Below are 17,581 nucleotides of genomic sequence, written 5' to 3'. Positions count from 1 at the left end.
TTTTTGCCCTCACCGAGCACGATTCGAACATGTTTGATCCCGAAGACCCCGGCCCGGTTATGCCCACCCATTGGGATGACCCGGATTACATCTCCGAGGAGACCGTGCTCCTCTACGGCGTGGAGTGGACCACCGGCAAGGGCCACGCCAATGCATGGGCCGCAGCGCCCTTTGACTACACGCCCCTCTGGCACGCCAACACCGACGAGGATGCCGTGGCCGCGGTGTACGGGGCCCATGACGGGGATGCTCTTTTCTCCATCAACCACCCTTCGGCCATCTTCTGCTGTCCTTGGGAGTATGATGTGGACAACGCCGTGGACACCATCGAGATCTGGAACAGCATGTACCGCATCCCCAACCTCAACGGCTGGTCCAGCCACCCGTTCTGGGATGCCGAACTCCTTAAAGGGCGCCGCATGACCGGTGTGGGGGGCTCGGACACCCACAAACTTGCCGAGTACGCCTCCGACCCCTTTGCAAAGATCGAGGCGGCCCTCTTCGGCCACGGAAACCCCACCACCTGGGTTTACGCCCAAGAGAAGTCGGGAGACGCCATCCTTCGCAGCCTGAAAAACGGCCATGTCTCCCTGAGCTACGCCCCGGACGCCGAGCGCCTGGACCTGGTGGCCGACCGGGACGGCGACGGACACTTCGAAACCATCATGGGGGACAATCTGGTCCAGGCACCGGGCCGGGAGCTCTCCTTTCAGATCGATATCCGCAACCCGGCCCCGCCGGGCTGGTTTGCCGTGCCAAGGGTCAAAGAACTCACGGCCGAGAACCTGGTGAAGCTCGTGGCAGGGGAGGTGGACCTTCCCTCGCTGCTGGGGCTTTTGGCCGGAAAAGACACCTACCTTGTGGGCGTTCTGAAAAACGGTATTCCCCACAGGGCCTGGATTGTCAGCGGGGGCGCAACCCGTGTGACCTTTACCGATACCCCGGCTTCAAGGGGCAGGACCTACTACCGCGCCGAACTCATGGGAACCCCCGACCTTCTTCTTTTTCAGCGCCTGCTCTACGGCCGGGTGAAGGCGGTCACCAACCCCATCTATGTGAACTTTCCGGCCCGGTAGGTGTTGCATCCGTGGCGGCGAACACCTGCCGCCGCAGGAGCAGCACACAGGACAAGCCTGCCGTGAGGTCCGAGAAGAGCTGGCTGGCGGCGATCCCGTTAATGCCGAGCCATCCGGGCAGGACCAGCAGCAACGGGATGAGGTAGATGCCCTGGCGGGCGAAAGAGACATACATGGCAAGCCTGCCGTTGCCCTTGGACTGCTCGAAGATCATGGCGATGAGTTGAACCGGGACCATGGCGAAAAAGCCCATGTAGAGGGCAAGGGAGCCGGACAGAATCGTTGTTACGGCAGCCTCCGTTGAAAAGAGGGCCGCGATGGGCCTGGAAAAGATCAAAAAGAGAAGGGATGCAAAGGTTCCGTATCCCGTACCTATTTTGATCAGGGCGGAGAGAAGGTCTTTGATTTTTGCGGGGTCTGTGTCCACCACACAGGCCCCGATCAATGACTGGGCGCCGTTGGCAAGGCCCATGACGGGCAGAGTGGATACCGTGTAGAGTCTCAGGGCGATGCCGACCCCCGCCACGGCCTCTGCTCCGAAAACGGCGGCCTGTCGGTTGACCAGGACCACTGCCAGGACATTGATCACAAAAGCCATGAAGGTGGGGATACCGATGCTCAGGATGGTTGCGAAGATGCGGCGGTTTACGGCCCGGAGGGCTGGGCGAATCCGGATTCGGCTTTTTTTGCTCGAAAAATACCAGATGTATGCTCCCACCGCGGGGATCTGGGCAAGCAAGGTGGCACAGGCTGCTCCGCGGATGCCCAGGTCCATCCAGAAAATGAATATCGGGTCGAAGAGGGCGTTGAGGGCAAAGGCAATGATCAACGTCACCATGGAAAACAGGGTGCCCCCCTGGCTTCGCGCGATGAAGCCGAAGATGGTGTTGGCAAGCACCAGGAGGAAGGCCGTCAGGATGAGCCTGCCGTACCTGTAAAACAGGCCAAACTCCGGGGACGGTTCCCATGACACGGGCCACAAGGTCAAATTTCCAGAATATCACCCCAAGGTAGACCCCTCCGGCCAGAAACCCCCAGCATCAGCCCGTTGGCAGCGGCTACATCTGCGTGGGCAAGGTCATTTCGCCCGATGCTTCGTGAGGTGATGGCCGCCGTGCCGATGCCGATGCTCTGGCCCAATGCGATGAGCACAAAGGTCAGGGGGTAGGTGAGGTTCACGGTTGCCAGCTCGGATACCCCCAGAAATCCCACGAAATACGCATTGAGGACCTGGTACATGGCCTGGATGATCAGGCCGAAGATGGTGGGGGCGGAGAGCACCAGAATTTTTGAGTAAAGACGATACATGGCTCGGGCCTTGGTTTTTGTTGGTTGAAACACCGGTTTTTTCTGCGATGAGAGGGCCTTTACAGGCAGGGATATGCGGTGAACGCATGTGTCGGGGTGAACTGGTTTGTTTATGTTCTCTCTGTATACCCTTGCCGGAAAGCCCCGTCCACAGGGGCTTTTGCTTATGTGGGCGTACGCGGGGTATCTTTCTGTCGCGGAGATGGGGGGCTGAACGGTGTTTGTCTGGGGGGGAGGGTCGTGGTCGCGAAAAAAGACTGTGGCCTTGGCGTTCAGAGCTCAATTCGGATATCTCCTTGGATTTTGTCGCTGGCAAACCTTCCGTATTTACAGGGGATGGCGGGTTTGATAGAGTTGGGGGTATGGCGTGTGTCTTTGGCATTTGGTGTATATCGGCTGCTTCTCTTCTCATTCTCTGTCCGTCTCTGCCTTCATTTTCTCTCCTTTCACCGATTCCTGACTCCAGGTGATACCTGTGCGTGTCATCTTGTTGTCGGTATTCCAGCAGGGAGCATGCCGTCTGCCGGTTCCGGCCATGATCATGTGTCGCGTCATCTCTTGTGATGCGGGCCGGGCCTTCGCCCTTGTGAAAAAGCCATCAAGAAAGGAATAGAACTTATGAGTGAGAAACCTGTTAAGTTGACAGGGGGGTCCAAGAGTCCCTTTAAGGACATGGTCATGAAGCTTCTCCCGAAGGGAGGCAATCTCAACTCCTGCCTGACCTGCGGGGTCTGCTCTTCGGGTTGCCCTGCCACGGGGCTGGATGACATGGATCCCAGGAAGTTTCTGCGCATGGCCGCCCTCGGCATGGATGAAGAGATCAAAGAGAGCCGATGGCCCTGGTTCTGCACCATGTGCATGCGGTGTGTGCATGCCTGCCCCATGGAGATCAATATCCCCCAGCTCGTCTTCAACGCGCGGAGGCTTCGTCCCCGGGAGGAGATGCCCAAGGGGATCCTGGGCTCCTGCGACATGGCCCTGGGCAAGCCCACCAACAGCGCCATGGGGTGCACCCAGGAGGATTTCGCCTTTGTGGTGGAGGATATCTTAGACGAGATCAAGGAGGAGTATCCCATCTGGGAAGAACGGAACCTTGAGGCCCCCATCGACAAGAAAGGGGCTGAGTATTTTATTAATCAGAACTCCAGGGAGCCCATGATCGAGCCCGAGGAGATGGGGCCCCTTTGGAAAATCCTGAACCTTGCCGGGGTGGACTGGACCTACGGCAGCTCCGGCTGGGCCGCGGAGAACTACTGCATGTTCATGGCCGACGACGCCGGGTGGAAAGAGCTCACCGAGCGCAGCGCCCGGCAGTGCGAGGAGCTGGGGTGCAAGACATTCTTGAACACAGAGTGAGGGCACATCACTTTTGCAGTCCTGGTAGGACTGGACAAATTCAAGATTCCTCACAACTTCAAGGTCGAGACCATGTACACCATGTATGCCCGGTGGATCCGGGAAGGAAAGCTCAAGCCGGATCCCAGCTGGAACGATGAGCTCAAGATTAAATTTACCCTTCAGGACCCTTGCCAGATCGTTCGGAAATCCTTTGGGGACCCTGCTGCCGATGACATGCGGTTTGTGGTGAAATCGTGCGTGGGGGAAGACAACTTTGTGGATATGTACCCCAATAAGTCCAACAACTTTTGTTGTGGCGGGGGCGGGGGGTTCCTGCAGTCGAGGAGCAGCGGCTTGCCTATGGCCAGATCAAGGACCTTCAGATCAAAAAGACACAGGCCACGTATTGCGTAACGGGCTGTCACAATTGCCACGCCCAGATTCATGAGCTGGGCGAGCACTTTGGGGGCGGGTATCACGCGGTCCATGCCTGGACCATCCTGGCCCTTGCCCTGGGCGTTCTCGGCAGCACCGAGCGGATCCATCTGGGCGAGGACCTGCAGGAGGTGAATCTTCCTGACCCGGGTTAGCCCGGCCGGGTTAGCTCGGATAGATAAGAAGTGAGAAGCACGCATGGCCGGGGGGATAACCTCCGGCCATGTTTTTTTGTGTCGGTTTTTTCTGGTTTTGTTTAAATGTCGCAGGGTGTTATGGGATATTGTCCTTTCTTTTTGCTTCGTGGGGTATTAGAATTGTTGCGACGATTACCCAATGCCGATCTGTCGTGATCCGGCCCGGGATAAATTCCAGCTTGCCTTGTTTATGAAATCATCACAATTCCCTGTTTTTCTTTTAAACCGTTGTGGCATGCACACCGGTTTCCTCTGTTGTTGCCTGCCCTTCGGACATGACGATCTGTTTCAGCCCGGATAGTTCATGAGAAATCGACCAGGCCCTGAATATGGGCGTTCTGGATGCGTGGAATATCCGGCTCAGACTGCCAGCTTCCAAAAAACAAAGGAGGAACACATGAAAAAGCTCAGCGTGCTTTTGTCCACACTTCTGTTTGTCGGGTTGGCCTGGTTCGGTGTTGCATGCCAGGGCGTGCTGAGCTGCAGCACGGTGCTTCTTCACATCAGCCATGGTGCGGACGATCCCCACAGGCTGCTGATGGCCTTGAACATGGCCAGCATCATGGCAGACGACAAGGATGTCCTTGTCTACTTCGACATCAAGGGCGTGGAGGCCGTTCTGCAGGATGCAGAAGAGGTCACTTTTTCCCATTTTCCGTCCTCGAAAGCTGCCCTGAAAACCCTCATGGACAAAAACGCGGTCCTCATGGCCTGCCCGGGGTGCCTCAAGGCGGCGGGCAAGAGCAAAGAGGACCTGCTCGACGGGGTCCGAGTTGCCGACAAGCAGACCTTTTTTACCTTTACCAAGGGGCGCATTGTGACCCTCGATTATTAGGAATGGCCGTTGCATCCTTTTGAAATGGGAGAAAACATGCGATGAAAGGGAGATGAAACTCAAAATCTCTCTTTTGTCGGTGTTGTTTGTTTTCTGCGGGGTGCCACTGGCGTGTGCGTGCACGGGGTTTGCCGTGTATGGCGAGCAGGTGGTTTTCGGCATGAATTTTGACTATTTTTCCGTCCCTTTGAAGTTTCTCATCGAATCCCGTGGAGGCATGAGCGTGTTTCACCTGGCTTTTCTCTATGAGAAAACCCAGAACGATCCCATGTTCAGGGATTACTTCGCCAAAACCTGCGGCATGAACGAGAAAGGCCTTTTCTGCTCCTGCCAGGAGATCGAACCCTATGTGACGGGGATCGAGAGCCTGGGGGAGGGGGAAGCGTACATCGGCGACCAATACGATACCTTGGGATCCTGCTCCCGGGTGGCTGAGGTCCGGCGCCTGATTCCGTCAAAAAGGTGGGTCCAGTTCACAGGGCCGTCGGTTCACAACCTTTTTGCCGATGTGGACGGTCATGCCATGGTTACGGAGACAGATAACAGAGAGCACGTCATCACCGAGATGGACGGGGATTTTCTGGTCATGGCCAATTTTTCAAATCACGCCATGGCCCGTAAGCCCCTTGCGGAGGTGGTGGGTGTCGGGGCGGACTGTTACCGCAGGGCCCATGCCTACCTGGCAGAGCATAAGCATGCCTTTGGCGTGTCCCGGGGCTTTGACCTGCTGAGGCAGACGGTGTGCGATGATCCGGGATGCAACACCCTGTGTTCCATGGTGTGCCTGCCCCGGGAAAAAACCATTTACCTGACCACGGACCCTGAGATGGAAAAGATCTGGAAGGTTTCCCTGGGACGCAATCTCATGGAAACGGAACGGGGATTCGACAGGTATATCTGTCACTCCCTAGGGGCCGAAGGGATTCTGGCTTCGGAACTGGAATCCGTTTCCGGTGCATGACACAGGCGCTGTCCTGCCCCGGATCTGTCACAACCGCTGCAATAATAATTTTGTTATTTTGTAATAAAATACACATGGCCCCGGGATGACTGTCCCGGGGCCATGTGTGTTTGTAAGGCATGGTCGGTTCAGGCAAAGGCGTAGTTGGTGCCGTGGAACTCGATGCGGGCCGCGCTGAGCCCCGAGAGGTCCAGGCCCGGGTTCAGGGCGGGGTCGATTTTGAACTGCCACTGGGTAAAGGGGCCAAGGGCAGCGTATTCGTTCGTTGCCTGGTCTGCACTTTGCTCCACGCCGAAGTTGGCGTCTTCAAAGATCTGTTTTGTTTTGAGGTTGTAGATGAACAGCTTGGTGACGGGTTCGTGGGTGAAGGTGAAACGGTTGTCGGCCTGGTCGTAGATCTCTTCCCCACCGGTGTGGGTGATGTGGATGCTCAAGGTGTCCTGATCTGTCTTGACGCCGTCGAGCCAGAGCCGCACCCGGGAGATGCGGACATCGCACATGCCCGCAAAGACGCTTTCGGCCTTGTCCGTGGTGAGGCTGGGGGCGGAAAGGGAGACCGTCATGAGGTTCAGGTATTGCAGCACCGAGCGTTCCCCCTGGCCCACCGTAACCACCAGCCCTTCCTGGCCGGGTTTGTCCGGGAAGTGCTGGGCGTTGGATCCGAAATGCTCCAGGGCCTTGTCGGTCTTGGTCAGCAGGTCGCTTTTGGCTGCCAGCAGGGCGGAGGCGTCCAGGGAGGGCAGGTTGCCTGAAAAGGTGCTGCTGATGATCTGGGCGTCGGAGAGGGACCAGAACCTGAAGGCTTGCTGCGTCAGGTCCATGAACTCCATGATCTGCTGGCGGGCCGTGTAATAGGTCCGGGACATGAAGCTGACCATGTCGGGCAGGGCAGGGTCCATGGTGGAGAGGACCTTGTCCGTGTAAGTGGCGTCTTCGGCGGTGAGGCTGTCGATGAGCTGGTGGTTTTTCAGGGCCACGATGACCTGGGCGTTGTACTGGAGGATGTGGTTGTTTCTCTCCTGGACTTTTTGCACATAGGCGTCAAAGGCTTTTTTCAGCTCTTTGAGGTCATCGGGGAACTGGTCCTTGAAGTCGTTGAAAAATGTCTGGAACTGCTGCTCTTCGGCCATGAGCTTTGCCCCGCCCGGGTCGTCGGGTTGCAGGGTGCCGTCGTCCAGGGCGTCGTAGCCCTCCTGCAACCCCGCGACGCTGGAGGTTACCGTCTGGATTTCGTCCACCAGGTAGGCCTTGTTCACCGCAATGCCCCGGCTGTCCGTGACCTTGGACAGGGAGTTGTGCAGGAATTCGGCGCCCTGGGTCAGGGCCATGAACTTGGACTCCGGGGCAAAGGCCACCATGCTCAGGTTCTGGAGGAAGCTGTCGAAGTTGAAATCAAAGTGGTCCTTGACCTTGGTTTCAAAGGCTTTCAGCAGGTCCGTTACCTTCTTTTTAAGCGTCGGCAGGATGCTCTGGTAGCTGTCGATGATTCCCGCCTGTTTGATAAGAAGGACTTTCAGCATCTGGATCTGGCTTTTGGCGTTGCTGACAAGGGCCTCGTTTTTCTGCCGGGTGGCAACCACGGATGAGATTTCCGCCTTTTTCTCTTTGAGCTTGGCAAAGTAGCCGTCGTAGGCGGTCTGGATGTGGCCGAAGTTGTCCATGAGCCCGTCCAGGGTCTGGAAGAGGCTGTCAAAGGAGACCAGGGGCACGTGGTCCGCGGCAAACCCGAAGAGGTCCTGGCCCTGCTTGATCTGCAACAGGGCGTTCACCGCCTGGGCATGGAGGCTCTGGAGCTGCTGCACCGACCCCAGGGCCCCGTATTCGGCCTCATGGGCCGTGTAATAGGCAACCAGGGCTTTGTTTTCCGGGCTGGTGTCGGCAAAGGGGGCAGTCTTTTCCTCAATCTGCTGAAAGAAAGTGTGCATGGTGTCGGTGACCCATAGAGGCGGGCCGCCGGGTCCATGGTCCAGTAGGTGAGCCTGGCCTTGTCCATGAGGCGGCTTACCTGGCTGGGGTGGACGAAGAAGCCCGGAGCGGTGTGGCCCTTTTCCCGGTGATTGGGAAGCTCGGGAGAGCTGACCGAAGGTGAAGAGGCTTTTGCTGCCCGGCTTGCCCGGATTGCCGTTGGACCCCGGGGTTTTGCCCTGCCCGTAGGTGCCGTAGGCCCCCCCGTTGACCAGGAGGCTGCCGTGCAGGGCGTTGTCGAACTGGGCGTCCATGGCGGCCAGCTGCTGGCCCACGGCTTCAAGGGCCTGGGTGGAGTCGTCCAGGCTCTTCGCCCGGGCCGCCTTTGCGAGCAGGGGAATCAGGGCAGCCCACTGGGAGTCGGTTTTGTAGGCACCGATGATGGGGGTCAGGGCCACATGGCGCTCGGTGAGGCTTTTCAATGCGGCGACGGTTCGGAGCCGGTCCAGCAGGTCGCAGCAGCTCAGCCCCACCAGGACCTCAGCGGTACCGCCGTTGCCGCCATTGCCCCCGTCTCCCCCGTCGGTGTTGATCTTTCCCTGCTGGCCGTCGCCTCCGGCCCCGCCCGCAACAGATACCCTGAAGTTCAACCGGTTGTCGGCCACGCTCTGGAGATAGAGGCGAAAGGTGCCTCCCGGCTCCCCCGGCCCTCCGGGTTGTCCTTTTTCATTGGGGTTCTGGTTCGGGGTGTCCGGGCTGGTACCGGACTTGCCGGAGAGGTCGAAGAGCCCCTGGCCGGTGGTGGTGAGGCTCTGCACGGAGACGAGGCTGTTTTTCAGCTTGACGGACTGGCTCAGGAGGCACCCCTGTCCGTAGAGATAGACATGGTCGTAGGCGGTGAGGTCGTCTCCGATGTCCGTGTCCTTGCCCAAGGTCACCTCGTCCAGCACGCTGATGATAAAGAGGTTGCCCCCCGACGCCAGGGTCTGGAAAGCCTCCTGGGGATTGGAGAGCAGGGTGGTGTCGGTTGTGGGATTGGTCATGTCATTTCCCCTCGAATACGTGGTCTTTAAGGGCCGCCTGACGCTCCGCCGCCTCCTTGCTTTTCTCCTCGGCCTCTTTCTGGGCGGCCTCGTTGGCTTTCTGCGCCTCTTCGGCCTTGGTATATTTATCGTCTTCGGCCTTGAGCTTGTCCGTCAGGTCAGCCAGCTCCTGGGTCAGCTCCTCTTGGGTCTTTTTCAGGGCCGGGTCGTCGGGCTTGGACTTGAGCTTTTCCTCCACCTCTTTGAGCTGCTGGTTTTTGGTCTCCATGGAGGCGCTCGTCTCCTGCCGGGCCGTGCCCGCTTCGGCGATGGTGGCCTGGATGGTTCCCGCCTCCTGGGAAAGAAGGTGCTGCTTTTTCTCCAGAAGCACCTGGTCGGTGACCGTCTGAAGGTAGCCCGGGCCGCCTGAGACCTCTTCGGTCAATTTTGCCAGGCGCTCCTTGACCATCTGGGACTGGAAGAGGGTGGCCACGCCCGAGACCTGAATCCGGGTGACCAGGTCCGTAAAGCCCGGTTCCGGGGCGATGAGGCTTACGCCGGTCTTGGTAAGGGCCGAGGCCACCGAGTCCATGACGCCGTCCTGCATGGTTTTGTTCAGGTCGGCAACCGAGGTGTCAAAGGGCGTGTCCATGGCCGACAACTGGCGGTTCACCGAGTCGGCAACGGCCTTGTCCACGGTGGTGGGCTCAAAGGACCAGTCCACTTTCGCGGACATGTCCCGAACCGTTTTTTCCAGGGGAGAGAGGACCTCCAGCTGTTCGGGCAGGGGCACGAGTTTTTTGCTCTCGGGCTGGTCGAACTGTGCGTTGTAGGTGAGGTCGTCCATGGTGTAGGCCTGGCGGACTACGGGGCTGCCGCCTTCCAGGATCTGGTAGCCCGAGGCCCGGCCCTGGGGCTCCACGTCCAGTACCATCTGGCCCTGGTCGCAGCGGAAAATCGTGTTGAACCCGCCGATCTCCCGTGCTGAGGAAACCTGGATGCACGGCAGGTCAAAGGTTTCGAAGGCGGCGTTGCCCACGGCCCGGGTAAAGCTGTAGTCTTCGCCCAGATAGAGGTCTTCCAGGCTGCGCCCCTTGACGATGTCCGCCCCTTCCTTGAGCATGTTTTTGTAGTAGGGCTGGAGATGCATGGATCTGGTGAACCGGAGGTCGAGCCGTCCTGGGGCTGGTTGAAGGTGTAGAGGAAGACGCTGCGGAGGTTCCCTGCTGTTTCCATCTTGGCTTCCGGGGCCTTACCCGCCTCGTAATGCATGTACTCCACCGGGGTCTGGGGATCCAGGGGCGTATCCGTGAGGGCCTGGGTCATGTAGTGCTTCATCTCGGCAAAGGTAAAGTCCTTGTCGAACAGGAACTCGTTGGAGGTATACAGGCCCTGGCTGCCGCCCCCTTTGCCGTCGGTGCCGGTCCAGCGGTTGTTGTCTTTGCTTAAGGGCTGCCAGACCTTGAGCACCTCGTTCCACAACTGGGGCCGGTCTGCGATGTAGCTGCCGTAGCGATAGACGGCATCGCCTTTGGTGAACGAGACCGTGCGACTCGTGAGCGGGGTTTGCTTGAAGACGGTTTTGGCCATGTTGAACGCCAGATCATACAGCAACACTTCAATGGGTTTGGGCATGGGAATTCTCCTTAGCCCGGACATTTCATGAGAAAACAGCTGTCTCAAAGGGAAATCATATGGTTTTAAGGCCTACAGCAAAAATGTCAGCTATTTTGAACGTGCAACATGTAAATCAGCGCTTGCTGTTTGATTTTCTCATCCTTCGGGCGAGCCGGGTGCACTCATCTGCTGCGTTATCAGAGTCTTGAGGTGGAAAACCACATCTACAGCTCTGATGCCTTGCACATGAGGGCACCCGACTCGTGAAATATCCGGGCAATGTTGGCGGCCCGGCATGTGCCGGGCCCGTTGGGTTGAAGCCGCGTCCCGCCTCTGTTGATCTGCGGGGATAAGCAGGGCTATTTTGCGTTGACCTGTCCCACAAGCAGAAAGTCCTTGGGGGTTTTGACACCGGCCGAGGCATCAAAGTTGATCATTGTCTCGCCGGGGGCCAGCAGGTTGGTCTCCATGAGAAAGTTCAATCCCTTGAGGTCCAGGGAGAGGCTTTTGGGCATCTCAAGGTGGTCGTCCAGGTTGTCGTAGAACGAGGGGTGGGATTCCATGCAGCCCACCAGGCGTTCCCAGAAGCTGCAGCTGTCGTTGCTCAGCCCGACGTGGATGTCTTTGGGTGTGATGGAGATGGAGGCGATGCTGATTTCGTCGGTGGTGGTGTCCAGGCTGATGGAGCCGCCGTTCTGTTCATAGGAGAGGGTTACGTCCACCCCGCCCCAGTGGTTGGAGGAGGACTGGCCGAAGGAAGAGTTTTCGGACCAGGAGGTGTCGGCCGAAGCCTGCCAGTTCAGGGAGACGCTGCCGTCTGCGATCTGCATGCGAATGGGGTGGTCCTTGAAGTTGATGTCAAAGCCTTTGTAGTAGTGGCTGCCGAAGAACCAGTGGCCCGAGTCGTTCTTGGCAAGGATCTCCAGGTCCTTGCTGACACTGCAGGCAATGCCCTTTGGCACCGATTCGTAGGCCACCGTAAAGCCCTCGTCCTGGAGCTGTTTGGTGATGTAGCTGGTGGTGAGGAGCTGGTAGCCCAGGATGAGGCTGGCGGTGAAGTTTTCCGGGATGGGGAGCATTTCTTTGGTGCCCGGCTGAAAGGAGGGGTTGCGGTTGCCCGGGGGGTTGCCGCTCTCCTTCACCTGGATGTAAAGGCTCAAAATGCCGGTTTCCCCGTCTCCTTCCGAGGCAAAGACAAAGGATTTGGGCGTGAGAAGCACGCTGCCCTGGGAGGCCTTGTCGTTGTTCACCTGGGCCAGGGCGTAGTCGATCTCCGTGACATGGTAGGTAAAGTAGCTCTCCACGGCGTCGACGAACTGCGGGTTGATGATGGCCTTCAGGGATGGATCGGGCTCGGGCATGATCTTGAACTGGGTGCCCTTTTCATTGGCAAAGTGGAGGATTACGTGGCTCTGGCTGGTTTTGTCGTCGTCGAAGGTGACGATGTCTCCCTTGGATGAGACCTTTCCGGTATCCCCCGTGACCGCAGCCAGGGGGACATAGGCGTCCACGCTGTACGTGTTTTTGGGGAAATCGGCTGTCCTGAAAGGTTTCTCCTGGCCCTTCAGGTAGATGCTGTACGTTCCGCCGGTGATAAGCATGGTGAGGTTGGCCTGGTCTGAGCGGCCGGCGATGAATTTCAGGGTGGGTTTGCCGAGAAAGAGGTCGTATTTCACCGTAAAGGGCTCCCCTGTCAGGGGATCGTCCTCCTGGACATCGAAGTGCATCTCCGTGACGAGTTTCTTTTTTGCGTAGGCTGTGGCGAGAAAGTCGTTGAGCTGTTTCGTGGTGTAGGAACAGACCATGTCCCAGTTGTTGGTTGAGGAGCTGCCGTTCATGGCGTTGACCAGGTTATCCATTGTCGGGTAGGTACTCATGGAGCCTCCTGAGGATTGTGAGTTGGTGTTACGTAATGAACGTTTTATGACGACGATATGGTGTTGATGAACTGTGCGATGTGGGTGCGTCTTGAATGGTAACTGTTTGTAACAGTATTTAATTTGGGCTTTTTAGAGCTGGGTATCTGCATCTGTGCGACGTCGTGTCGCGATTTTTATAACATGACTGAGATGTAGGGCAGGGCGCCCATGCATCAAGTCCGAAGGATGAGAAAATCGATCAGAAATCAGAGGATTACATTTTGCATTTTAGAAATGTATACACTCTTCGCGGTAACCATACGTAATGACATCTAAAATTAGTTTTGGCATGGTCGCTTATTCATGAAATATCCGAGTAAGGCGTGTTGCTATTGGATAACAGAGGGCTGAGGTGTCCGTGGGATGAGGACATTACGGTGAGCGTCTCAGCATTTTAATGCTTTGAACTATAGGGATTGTTTTGCTTTTTGCCAAGGGAAAAAAGTATCCTTGTCTTTCAGGCGACAAACGCTCCCGTTACCTTTCTTACCGTGTTTTTCCGACCCCACCGATTCGGCCTTTGAAGGCTCTGGCTTTAAGGGCCGTCTCCCACAGTGGTAAGCCCGGTTTTTTTGTTGAAACATGGCTGTGAATATCGTAATTTTATTCTCATATTTAAATACGTAGAATCAGTCTGTTGAGGTAGCCTATCAGGCCCCACAGGCTTGTCAGCTGGGGCGAAGTCCCCTTTTTTGATTTGGTGTGTTGTTTTTTTAGTAAGGAGACGGTTGTTGTCGCAAAAATTGAACAAAGATGGCGTAAAGTATCTGTTGGCACCCGTTCGATGGAACATTCTCATGGGTGTTGTTTTTTTTCTTGTGGCCGGGCGATGGGATATTGCCAGGGCCTGGTTGGCCTTCGGCATTCATATTGTCGGAGCCGTTTTCGGGGGGTATTTGATGTTGCGGTTCGCACCGGAGCTGGCCAACCAGAGGGCGGAAGCCAGGGAAGGGACCAAGGGCTGGGACAAACTGATCCTCCTTTCCTACTTCCTGCTGTTGATCGTCTGTATCCCCGTGGTGGCGGGGCTGGAGATCGGACGGTTCGGAGGCGTCCAGATGGAAGGGCTCAGTTGCGTTGCCGGGGTCGCATTGTACCTTGGCTTTTTTCTGCTGTTTTACTGGGCCATGCTGGTCAATAAACACTTTGAAGGAACGGTCCGTATCCAGACGGATCGGGATCATAAAGTGGTTACGCGAGGCCCCTATGGCGTTGTCCGGCATCCCGGGTATGTGGCCATGGTGCTGGTTTGTCTGGCCGACCCCTTTATTATCGGTTCGAAGCTGGCGCTGATCCCCGGTGTCGTTGCCATTGCGGTAACGGTGCTCCGCACCTTCCTGGAGGACAGGATGCTTCAGGAAGAACTGGATGGGTATGCCGAGTACGCAACCAGGGTAAGGTACCGGCTGATTCCCGGGGCCTGGTAAGTCACTTTCGCGTGGCGAACCCGGGCTTTTACATCACTTTTCGTTTTTCGGAACCCTGGGGCGCACCGGGTGCAGTCCCAGGCCGTTATCATCTTCCATAGGTTCGCTTCGGGGGCAAAGGAGGCCATGTGAGATCCCTTGACGAGGTGTCGACGAAGGAGACGGTGGAGCTGCTCAACAAGTGCTGGATGACCCACGACGGCATGTGGTTTTTTCATTGCCTCAACACATTTGGGATTGAGGCAACAAACAAGCTTAACAAAGAGGCGATCAGGTCCCTTTCATCCGTTGAAATTAACCGGCTCAAACAGGTCCTGGGCATCAATGGACCGCTGGATCGCTGCGATGACTTTTTAACGTTTTTTAAGCATCCTCATATGGTACGATCCCTGACTTTATGCAGGTCCGTTTTGGTTACCCCGGGTGAAAACACCCTCACATGGGCGTTTCCTCAAGGGGAGTGCTTTGCCTATAAGGGCGTAAAACGGCTCGGCGCCATCGACCCGGATGATGTGCTTTACAGAATCAAGTGCTGGCTTGACGAACTCGGCATTGCTACCGTCGTCGGCATCTGGAGCGCGGGTCGTCGACGCATCATCACGGATCATGCGCAGGGGAGATCCGGTTGTTTGTCTGAAGCGCTTGCAAGGTCTCCGACTGCAACTTCATTCCCCGACTTACGTCTGGCTTTTTTGTGCCACGATGCGGATCTCGAAGCTGATGGGATCGAAGACGAGGTGCATGCCCAGGTGCTCGAAAAATCGTGAAGAGCCGTAAAGAACATTCCACCGGGTTCTGTCCAGGTCGAAATGGGCCTCGGCAGCCAGGCGCCCCCCTTCCTCCGGAGTGACGGTGGCCGTAAAGGAGAGGGGGGCCGTGATTCCTTTCAGCTCGAGTTTTCCCTGGATGTCGCAGTTTGGGACGCTCAAGTACGGATCCGGCACAGGGGTCGCCTTTTCAATGGTAAACCGGGCCGAGGGAAAGCGGCTCGTGAAGAAGAAGTCATCGGACTTGAGGTGGGCCTCGAGGACCTCCTGCAGTTCGTCCCCTTCCAGATTGGTGTTGGCGATGGAGGCCATGTCGATCTCAAAGCTTCCTGTGACGGTCCCGCCTTCGGCCTTCAAGGTGCCCGAAGAAAGCCTCACCTCCCCGTGATGACGGTTTGACGGGTTCCTGCCGACCCACCGGATCGTGCTTTCGTCCGTGTCCACACCATAGGTCCCGTCGGCAATGAAAAGACGCGACTGCGGAGCATCTGCCATCTCCGGCGCCTCCCCCTCCAAAGGAAATCCTGCGGCGTTCCACGCCTCGATACCCCCGGACAGGACATGAAGGTTTCTGTACCCTTCGCTGTGAAGTTTTCGGGCGGCTGTGTCCGCGTCCAAGGAGCGGTGGCTGGAGCCGTAAAGGACGATAACGGCATCCGGGTCTTCGGTAAAGGTGCGAACTTGCTCCAGGAAATTCACCTCAAACACCGATGCCCGGGCAGCCCGGGGAAGGCGGACCTTTGCAAAGTGGTCTTCGGTGAGGGTGTGAAGCAGGCAAAACGGTTTCTCCTCATCCATCCAGCGGGAGAGCGTTTCCGGTGACAAAACCTCGTAAGGGCGGGTGTCGGTCATGACGTCTCCTTGTCTCTGTTTCGTTTGTTACGATTCAGGTCGCCTTCTGTCGGTCGAAGCAGGGGGCAACGAAGGGCTGAACCGTTACGTATGGTGTTTTACGGCAAGGCGGTGTTGTACCTGGGATGGGGGTGTAATTGCCTTGAAATACCTTAAATGTTTGTGAAAGTAAACCAGACACGTTGTTGATATATTCATCGCATGATCTCATGATTGGGTCATCAATCTCTACCAACCATGGCGCCCCATGACGTTCGTCGCAATTCGGGGAGGGGTGTCGGGCCCGCGAATCGGGCTGCGGGGATAATCAGAGCGCGTTTCGTGGCTTGCCGATTCGCGTAGGTACTGATCGTCACCGACTCCTAAACGGCCTGCGATAACCTGCACGTCGACTTCAGGAACTGTTTGAAATCCCATATGTATTTTATATATCACACCACCGGGGTCCCTGCACTCCGAAAAGGGTCTCTGCGGGTGGCGTGGTGCAGGTGCAGAGGGCCTGTTTCCGGGGCGTTTGATAAACGATGATTTTTACACCACATCGTTTACCTGTAGCGGATCCATCGTTTCGTTTTGAATAGCCGTTCGTAACTGATCAACATTAAAACGGGGACAATATGGAATCAAAAAAAAGAGACAGGGGCCTGGTATCTGGCCTGGCTCGGAGGGTGCCCCTGGGCACGGGGCTCATGGTTCTGGCGGCCGTTTTGTTGCTGTCCTGCGGCAGGAGGGGCGAGGAAGAGCCCGAGCCGGAGGTGGTGCGCCCGGCAAAACTCTTTCGCGTCTCGTCAGCTGTTGAGGAGAACCTTCGGGAGCTTCCGGGTAGGGTCAGGGCGAGCAGGCGGGCAGACCTTGCGTTTCAGGTGTCCGGTCCGTTGACCTCTTTTCCCGTTGAAGAAGGTGACCCCGTGAAAAGAGGTGCGGTGGTGGCGCGGATCCTTCCAAGGGATTTCAAGACAGCCCTTGCCACGGCCAAGGCCAACGAGCTGGAGGCCATGCATCAGTATAACCGTTACAAGGACCTCTACATCAAAAAGCAGGTCTCCAAGGCCGATTTTGACAGGGCCAAGCGGGAGTACGACGTGGCCAAGTCCGATGTGACCAACGCAGAGAACGCATTGAAGGATACCTATTTAAGGGCCCCCTTTACAGGGGTCATTGCCCGGCGGTACGTGGAGAATTTTCAGGAGGTTCGCGCCAAGGACCCCATTGTCAGCCTTCAGGACGTTTCGGAATTGGAGATTGTGGTGGATGTGCCCGAAACCCTCATGGCCAGGGTGCGGAACAAGTCCAAGGGGGCCGTTGTTGCCGAAGTGGAGTTTTCCGCCATGGCCGGTGTCAAGCATGACGTCACCCTCAAGGAATTTTCCACCGAAGCGGATGACCAGACCCAGACCTACCGTGTTGTCCTTGCCTTGCCGGCACCCAAGGGAGCCAACATTCTTCCCGGAATGACGGCCAAAGTGGTCGGAAAGAGTCAGTCCGCAGAAGAGGAAACAGAGGACAACGGCAGCGAGGAGGCGGTGGAGGGCCTGAAGGGCATAAAGGTGAAACAGGGCTTTCTCGTGCCTGTCAATTCCGTCTTCGCAGATGAAGCCGGTCGCGAATTCGTTTGGGTTGTCGCTTCGGGCAACATGACTGTGGAGATGCGTGAAGTGAAGGTCGGCAGCGTGTCGGGGAGCAGCATTATTGTCCTTGAAGGGCTTGAAGCCGGTGAAACGATTGTCTCCGCCGGTGTCAATTACCTTCAGCCCGGAATGAAAGTCAGGGAAATGAAGGCCAACTAACCCGGCTCGCCCGGAGGGTGAGAAAATCGAGTCGAGAACTGAGGGTTACATTCTAAATTTCTTGAATAACGAGGCTTTCCACACTGACGCGCCAATCACAGCCTGATTGCTTTGATGTGATCGTTTTCTCATGAA

The 17,581-nt window shown here is 57.0% G+C and carries 12 protein-coding genes and 1 pseudogene; 7 read left to right on the top strand and 6 right to left on the bottom strand.

The genetic code is table 11. The features are described 5' to 3' along the window. Window positions 1–29: 29 nt before the first annotated feature. Window positions 30–1,076, top strand: a complete 1,047-nt coding sequence (locus tag ACOYW2_RS13705) for a CehA/McbA family metallohydrolase (protein WP_482770779.1) — start codon at window positions 30–32, stop codon at window positions 1,074–1,076. Here ACOYW2_RS13705 and ACOYW2_RS13700 read toward each other — a convergent pair. Continuing rightward, window positions 1,039–2,049, bottom strand: coding sequence for an MATE family efflux transporter (locus ACOYW2_RS13700; protein ID WP_482771026.1), 1,011 nt, complete (start codon window positions 2,047–2,049; stop codon window positions 1,039–1,041). The two genes, ACOYW2_RS13705 and ACOYW2_RS13700, sit on opposite strands and share 38 nt — an antisense overlap. A gap of 11 nt (window positions 2,050–2,060) precedes the next feature. Then, window positions 2,061–2,384, bottom strand: coding sequence for an MATE family efflux transporter (locus ACOYW2_RS13695; protein ID WP_482770778.1), 324 nt, complete (start codon window positions 2,382–2,384; stop codon window positions 2,061–2,063). A gap of 618 nt (window positions 2,385–3,002) precedes the next feature. Here ACOYW2_RS13695 and ACOYW2_RS13690 point away from each other — a divergent pair. From ACOYW2_RS13690 to ACOYW2_RS13680, 3 genes and pseudogenes are all read left to right on the top strand, one after another. Beyond that, window positions 3,003–4,312: pseudogene (locus ACOYW2_RS13690) on the top strand ((Fe-S)-binding protein). Between the two features lie 439 nt (window positions 4,313–4,751). Further along, window positions 4,752–5,189, top strand: coding sequence for a DsrE family protein (locus ACOYW2_RS13685; protein ID WP_482770777.1), 438 nt, complete (start codon window positions 4,752–4,754; stop codon window positions 5,187–5,189). Window positions 5,190–5,241: 52 nt separating this feature from the next. After that, entirely contained in the window at window positions 5,242–6,150 is a 909-nt protein-coding gene (locus tag ACOYW2_RS13680) for an Ntn hydrolase family protein (protein ID WP_482770776.1), read from the top strand. 128 nt (window positions 6,151–6,278) lie between these two features. Here ACOYW2_RS13680 and ACOYW2_RS13675 read toward each other — a convergent pair whose 3' ends face one another. The 3 genes from ACOYW2_RS13675 to ACOYW2_RS13665 all read right to left on the bottom strand — a co-directional run bounded on the left by ACOYW2_RS13675 (window position 6,279) and on the right by ACOYW2_RS13665 (window position 12,571). Beyond that, window positions 6,279–9,098, bottom strand: a complete 2,820-nt coding sequence (locus ACOYW2_RS13675; RefSeq protein WP_482770775.1) for a hypothetical protein — start codon at window positions 9,096–9,098, stop codon at window positions 6,279–6,281. A gap of 1 nt (window position 9,099) precedes the next feature. Beyond that, window positions 9,100–10,227 (bottom strand): hypothetical protein, encoded by a 1,128-nt coding sequence (locus tag ACOYW2_RS13670; protein ID WP_482770774.1) that lies wholly within the window; start codon window positions 10,225–10,227, stop codon window positions 9,100–9,102. Between the two features lie 826 nt (window positions 10,228–11,053). Then, a complete protein-coding gene (locus ACOYW2_RS13665) occupies window positions 11,054–12,571 on the bottom strand; it encodes a hypothetical protein (protein WP_482770773.1) in 1,518 nt (505 codons plus the stop codon). A gap of 839 nt (window positions 12,572–13,410) precedes the next feature. Between ACOYW2_RS13665 and ACOYW2_RS13660 the strand changes: the two genes are divergently transcribed. Together ACOYW2_RS13660 and ACOYW2_RS13655 are read left to right on the top strand one after the other, a co-directional pair. Next, complete coding sequence (locus ACOYW2_RS13660) at window positions 13,411–14,040, top strand: methyltransferase family protein (protein WP_482770772.1); 630 nt, start codon at window positions 13,411–13,413, stop codon at window positions 14,038–14,040. Window positions 14,041–14,168: 128 nt separating this feature from the next. Beyond that, on the top strand, window positions 14,169–14,807 hold the full coding sequence (locus ACOYW2_RS13655; RefSeq protein ID WP_482770771.1) for a DUF6125 family protein: 639 nt from the start codon (window positions 14,169–14,171) through the stop codon (window positions 14,805–14,807). Here the strand turns inward: ACOYW2_RS13655 and ACOYW2_RS13650 are convergent. Next, window positions 14,718–15,659, bottom strand: a complete 942-nt coding sequence (locus ACOYW2_RS13650; RefSeq protein ID WP_482770770.1) for a YceI family protein — start codon at window positions 15,657–15,659, stop codon at window positions 14,718–14,720. The genes ACOYW2_RS13655 and ACOYW2_RS13650 overlap by 90 nt on opposite strands. Before the next feature lie 617 nt (window positions 15,660–16,276). On the opposite strand from ACOYW2_RS13650, the gene ACOYW2_RS13645 reads away from it, so the two are divergent. Next, complete coding sequence (locus ACOYW2_RS13645) at window positions 16,277–17,446, top strand: efflux RND transporter periplasmic adaptor subunit (RefSeq protein ID WP_482770769.1); 1,170 nt, start codon at window positions 16,277–16,279, stop codon at window positions 17,444–17,446. Window positions 17,447–17,581: the final 135 nt, after the last annotated feature.

This window comes from Desulfoluna sp. CLI2B, from assembly GCF_056847375.1.
This window is presented reverse-complemented; position numbering and strand designations above follow the sequence as displayed.

Excerpts from the sequence above, each read along its gene's own strand:
- ACOYW2_RS13680 (WP_482770776.1), top strand. The coding sequence starts at position 5,242 with ATGAAACTCAAAATCTCTCTTTTGTCGGTGTTGTTTGTTTTCTGCGGG.
- ACOYW2_RS13675 (WP_482770775.1), bottom strand. The coding sequence starts at position 9,098 with ATGACCAATCCCACAACCGACACCACCCTGCTCTCCAATCCCCAGGAG.
- ACOYW2_RS13685 (WP_482770777.1), top strand. The coding sequence starts at position 4,752 with ATGAAAAAGCTCAGCGTGCTTTTGTCCACACTTCTGTTTGTCGGGTTG.
- ACOYW2_RS13650 (WP_482770770.1), bottom strand. The coding sequence starts at position 15,659 with ATGACCGACACCCGCCCTTACGAGGTTTTGTCACCGGAAACGCTCTCC.
- ACOYW2_RS13645 (WP_482770769.1), top strand. The coding sequence starts at position 16,277 with ATGGAATCAAAAAAAAGAGACAGGGGCCTGGTATCTGGCCTGGCTCGG.
- ACOYW2_RS13665 (WP_482770773.1), bottom strand. The coding sequence starts at position 12,571 with ATGAGTACCTACCCGACAATGGATAACCTGGTCAACGCCATGAACGGC.
- ACOYW2_RS13660 (WP_482770772.1), top strand. The coding sequence starts at position 13,411 with ATGGGTGTTGTTTTTTTTCTTGTGGCCGGGCGATGGGATATTGCCAGG.
- ACOYW2_RS13670 (WP_482770774.1), bottom strand. The coding sequence starts at position 10,227 with ATGCATCTCCAGCCCTACTACAAAAACATGCTCAAGGAAGGGGCGGAC.
- ACOYW2_RS13695 (WP_482770778.1), bottom strand. The coding sequence starts at position 2,384 with ATGTATCGTCTTTACTCAAAAATTCTGGTGCTCTCCGCCCCCACCATC.
- ACOYW2_RS13705 (WP_482770779.1), top strand. The coding sequence starts at position 30 with ATGTTTGATCCCGAAGACCCCGGCCCGGTTATGCCCACCCATTGGGAT.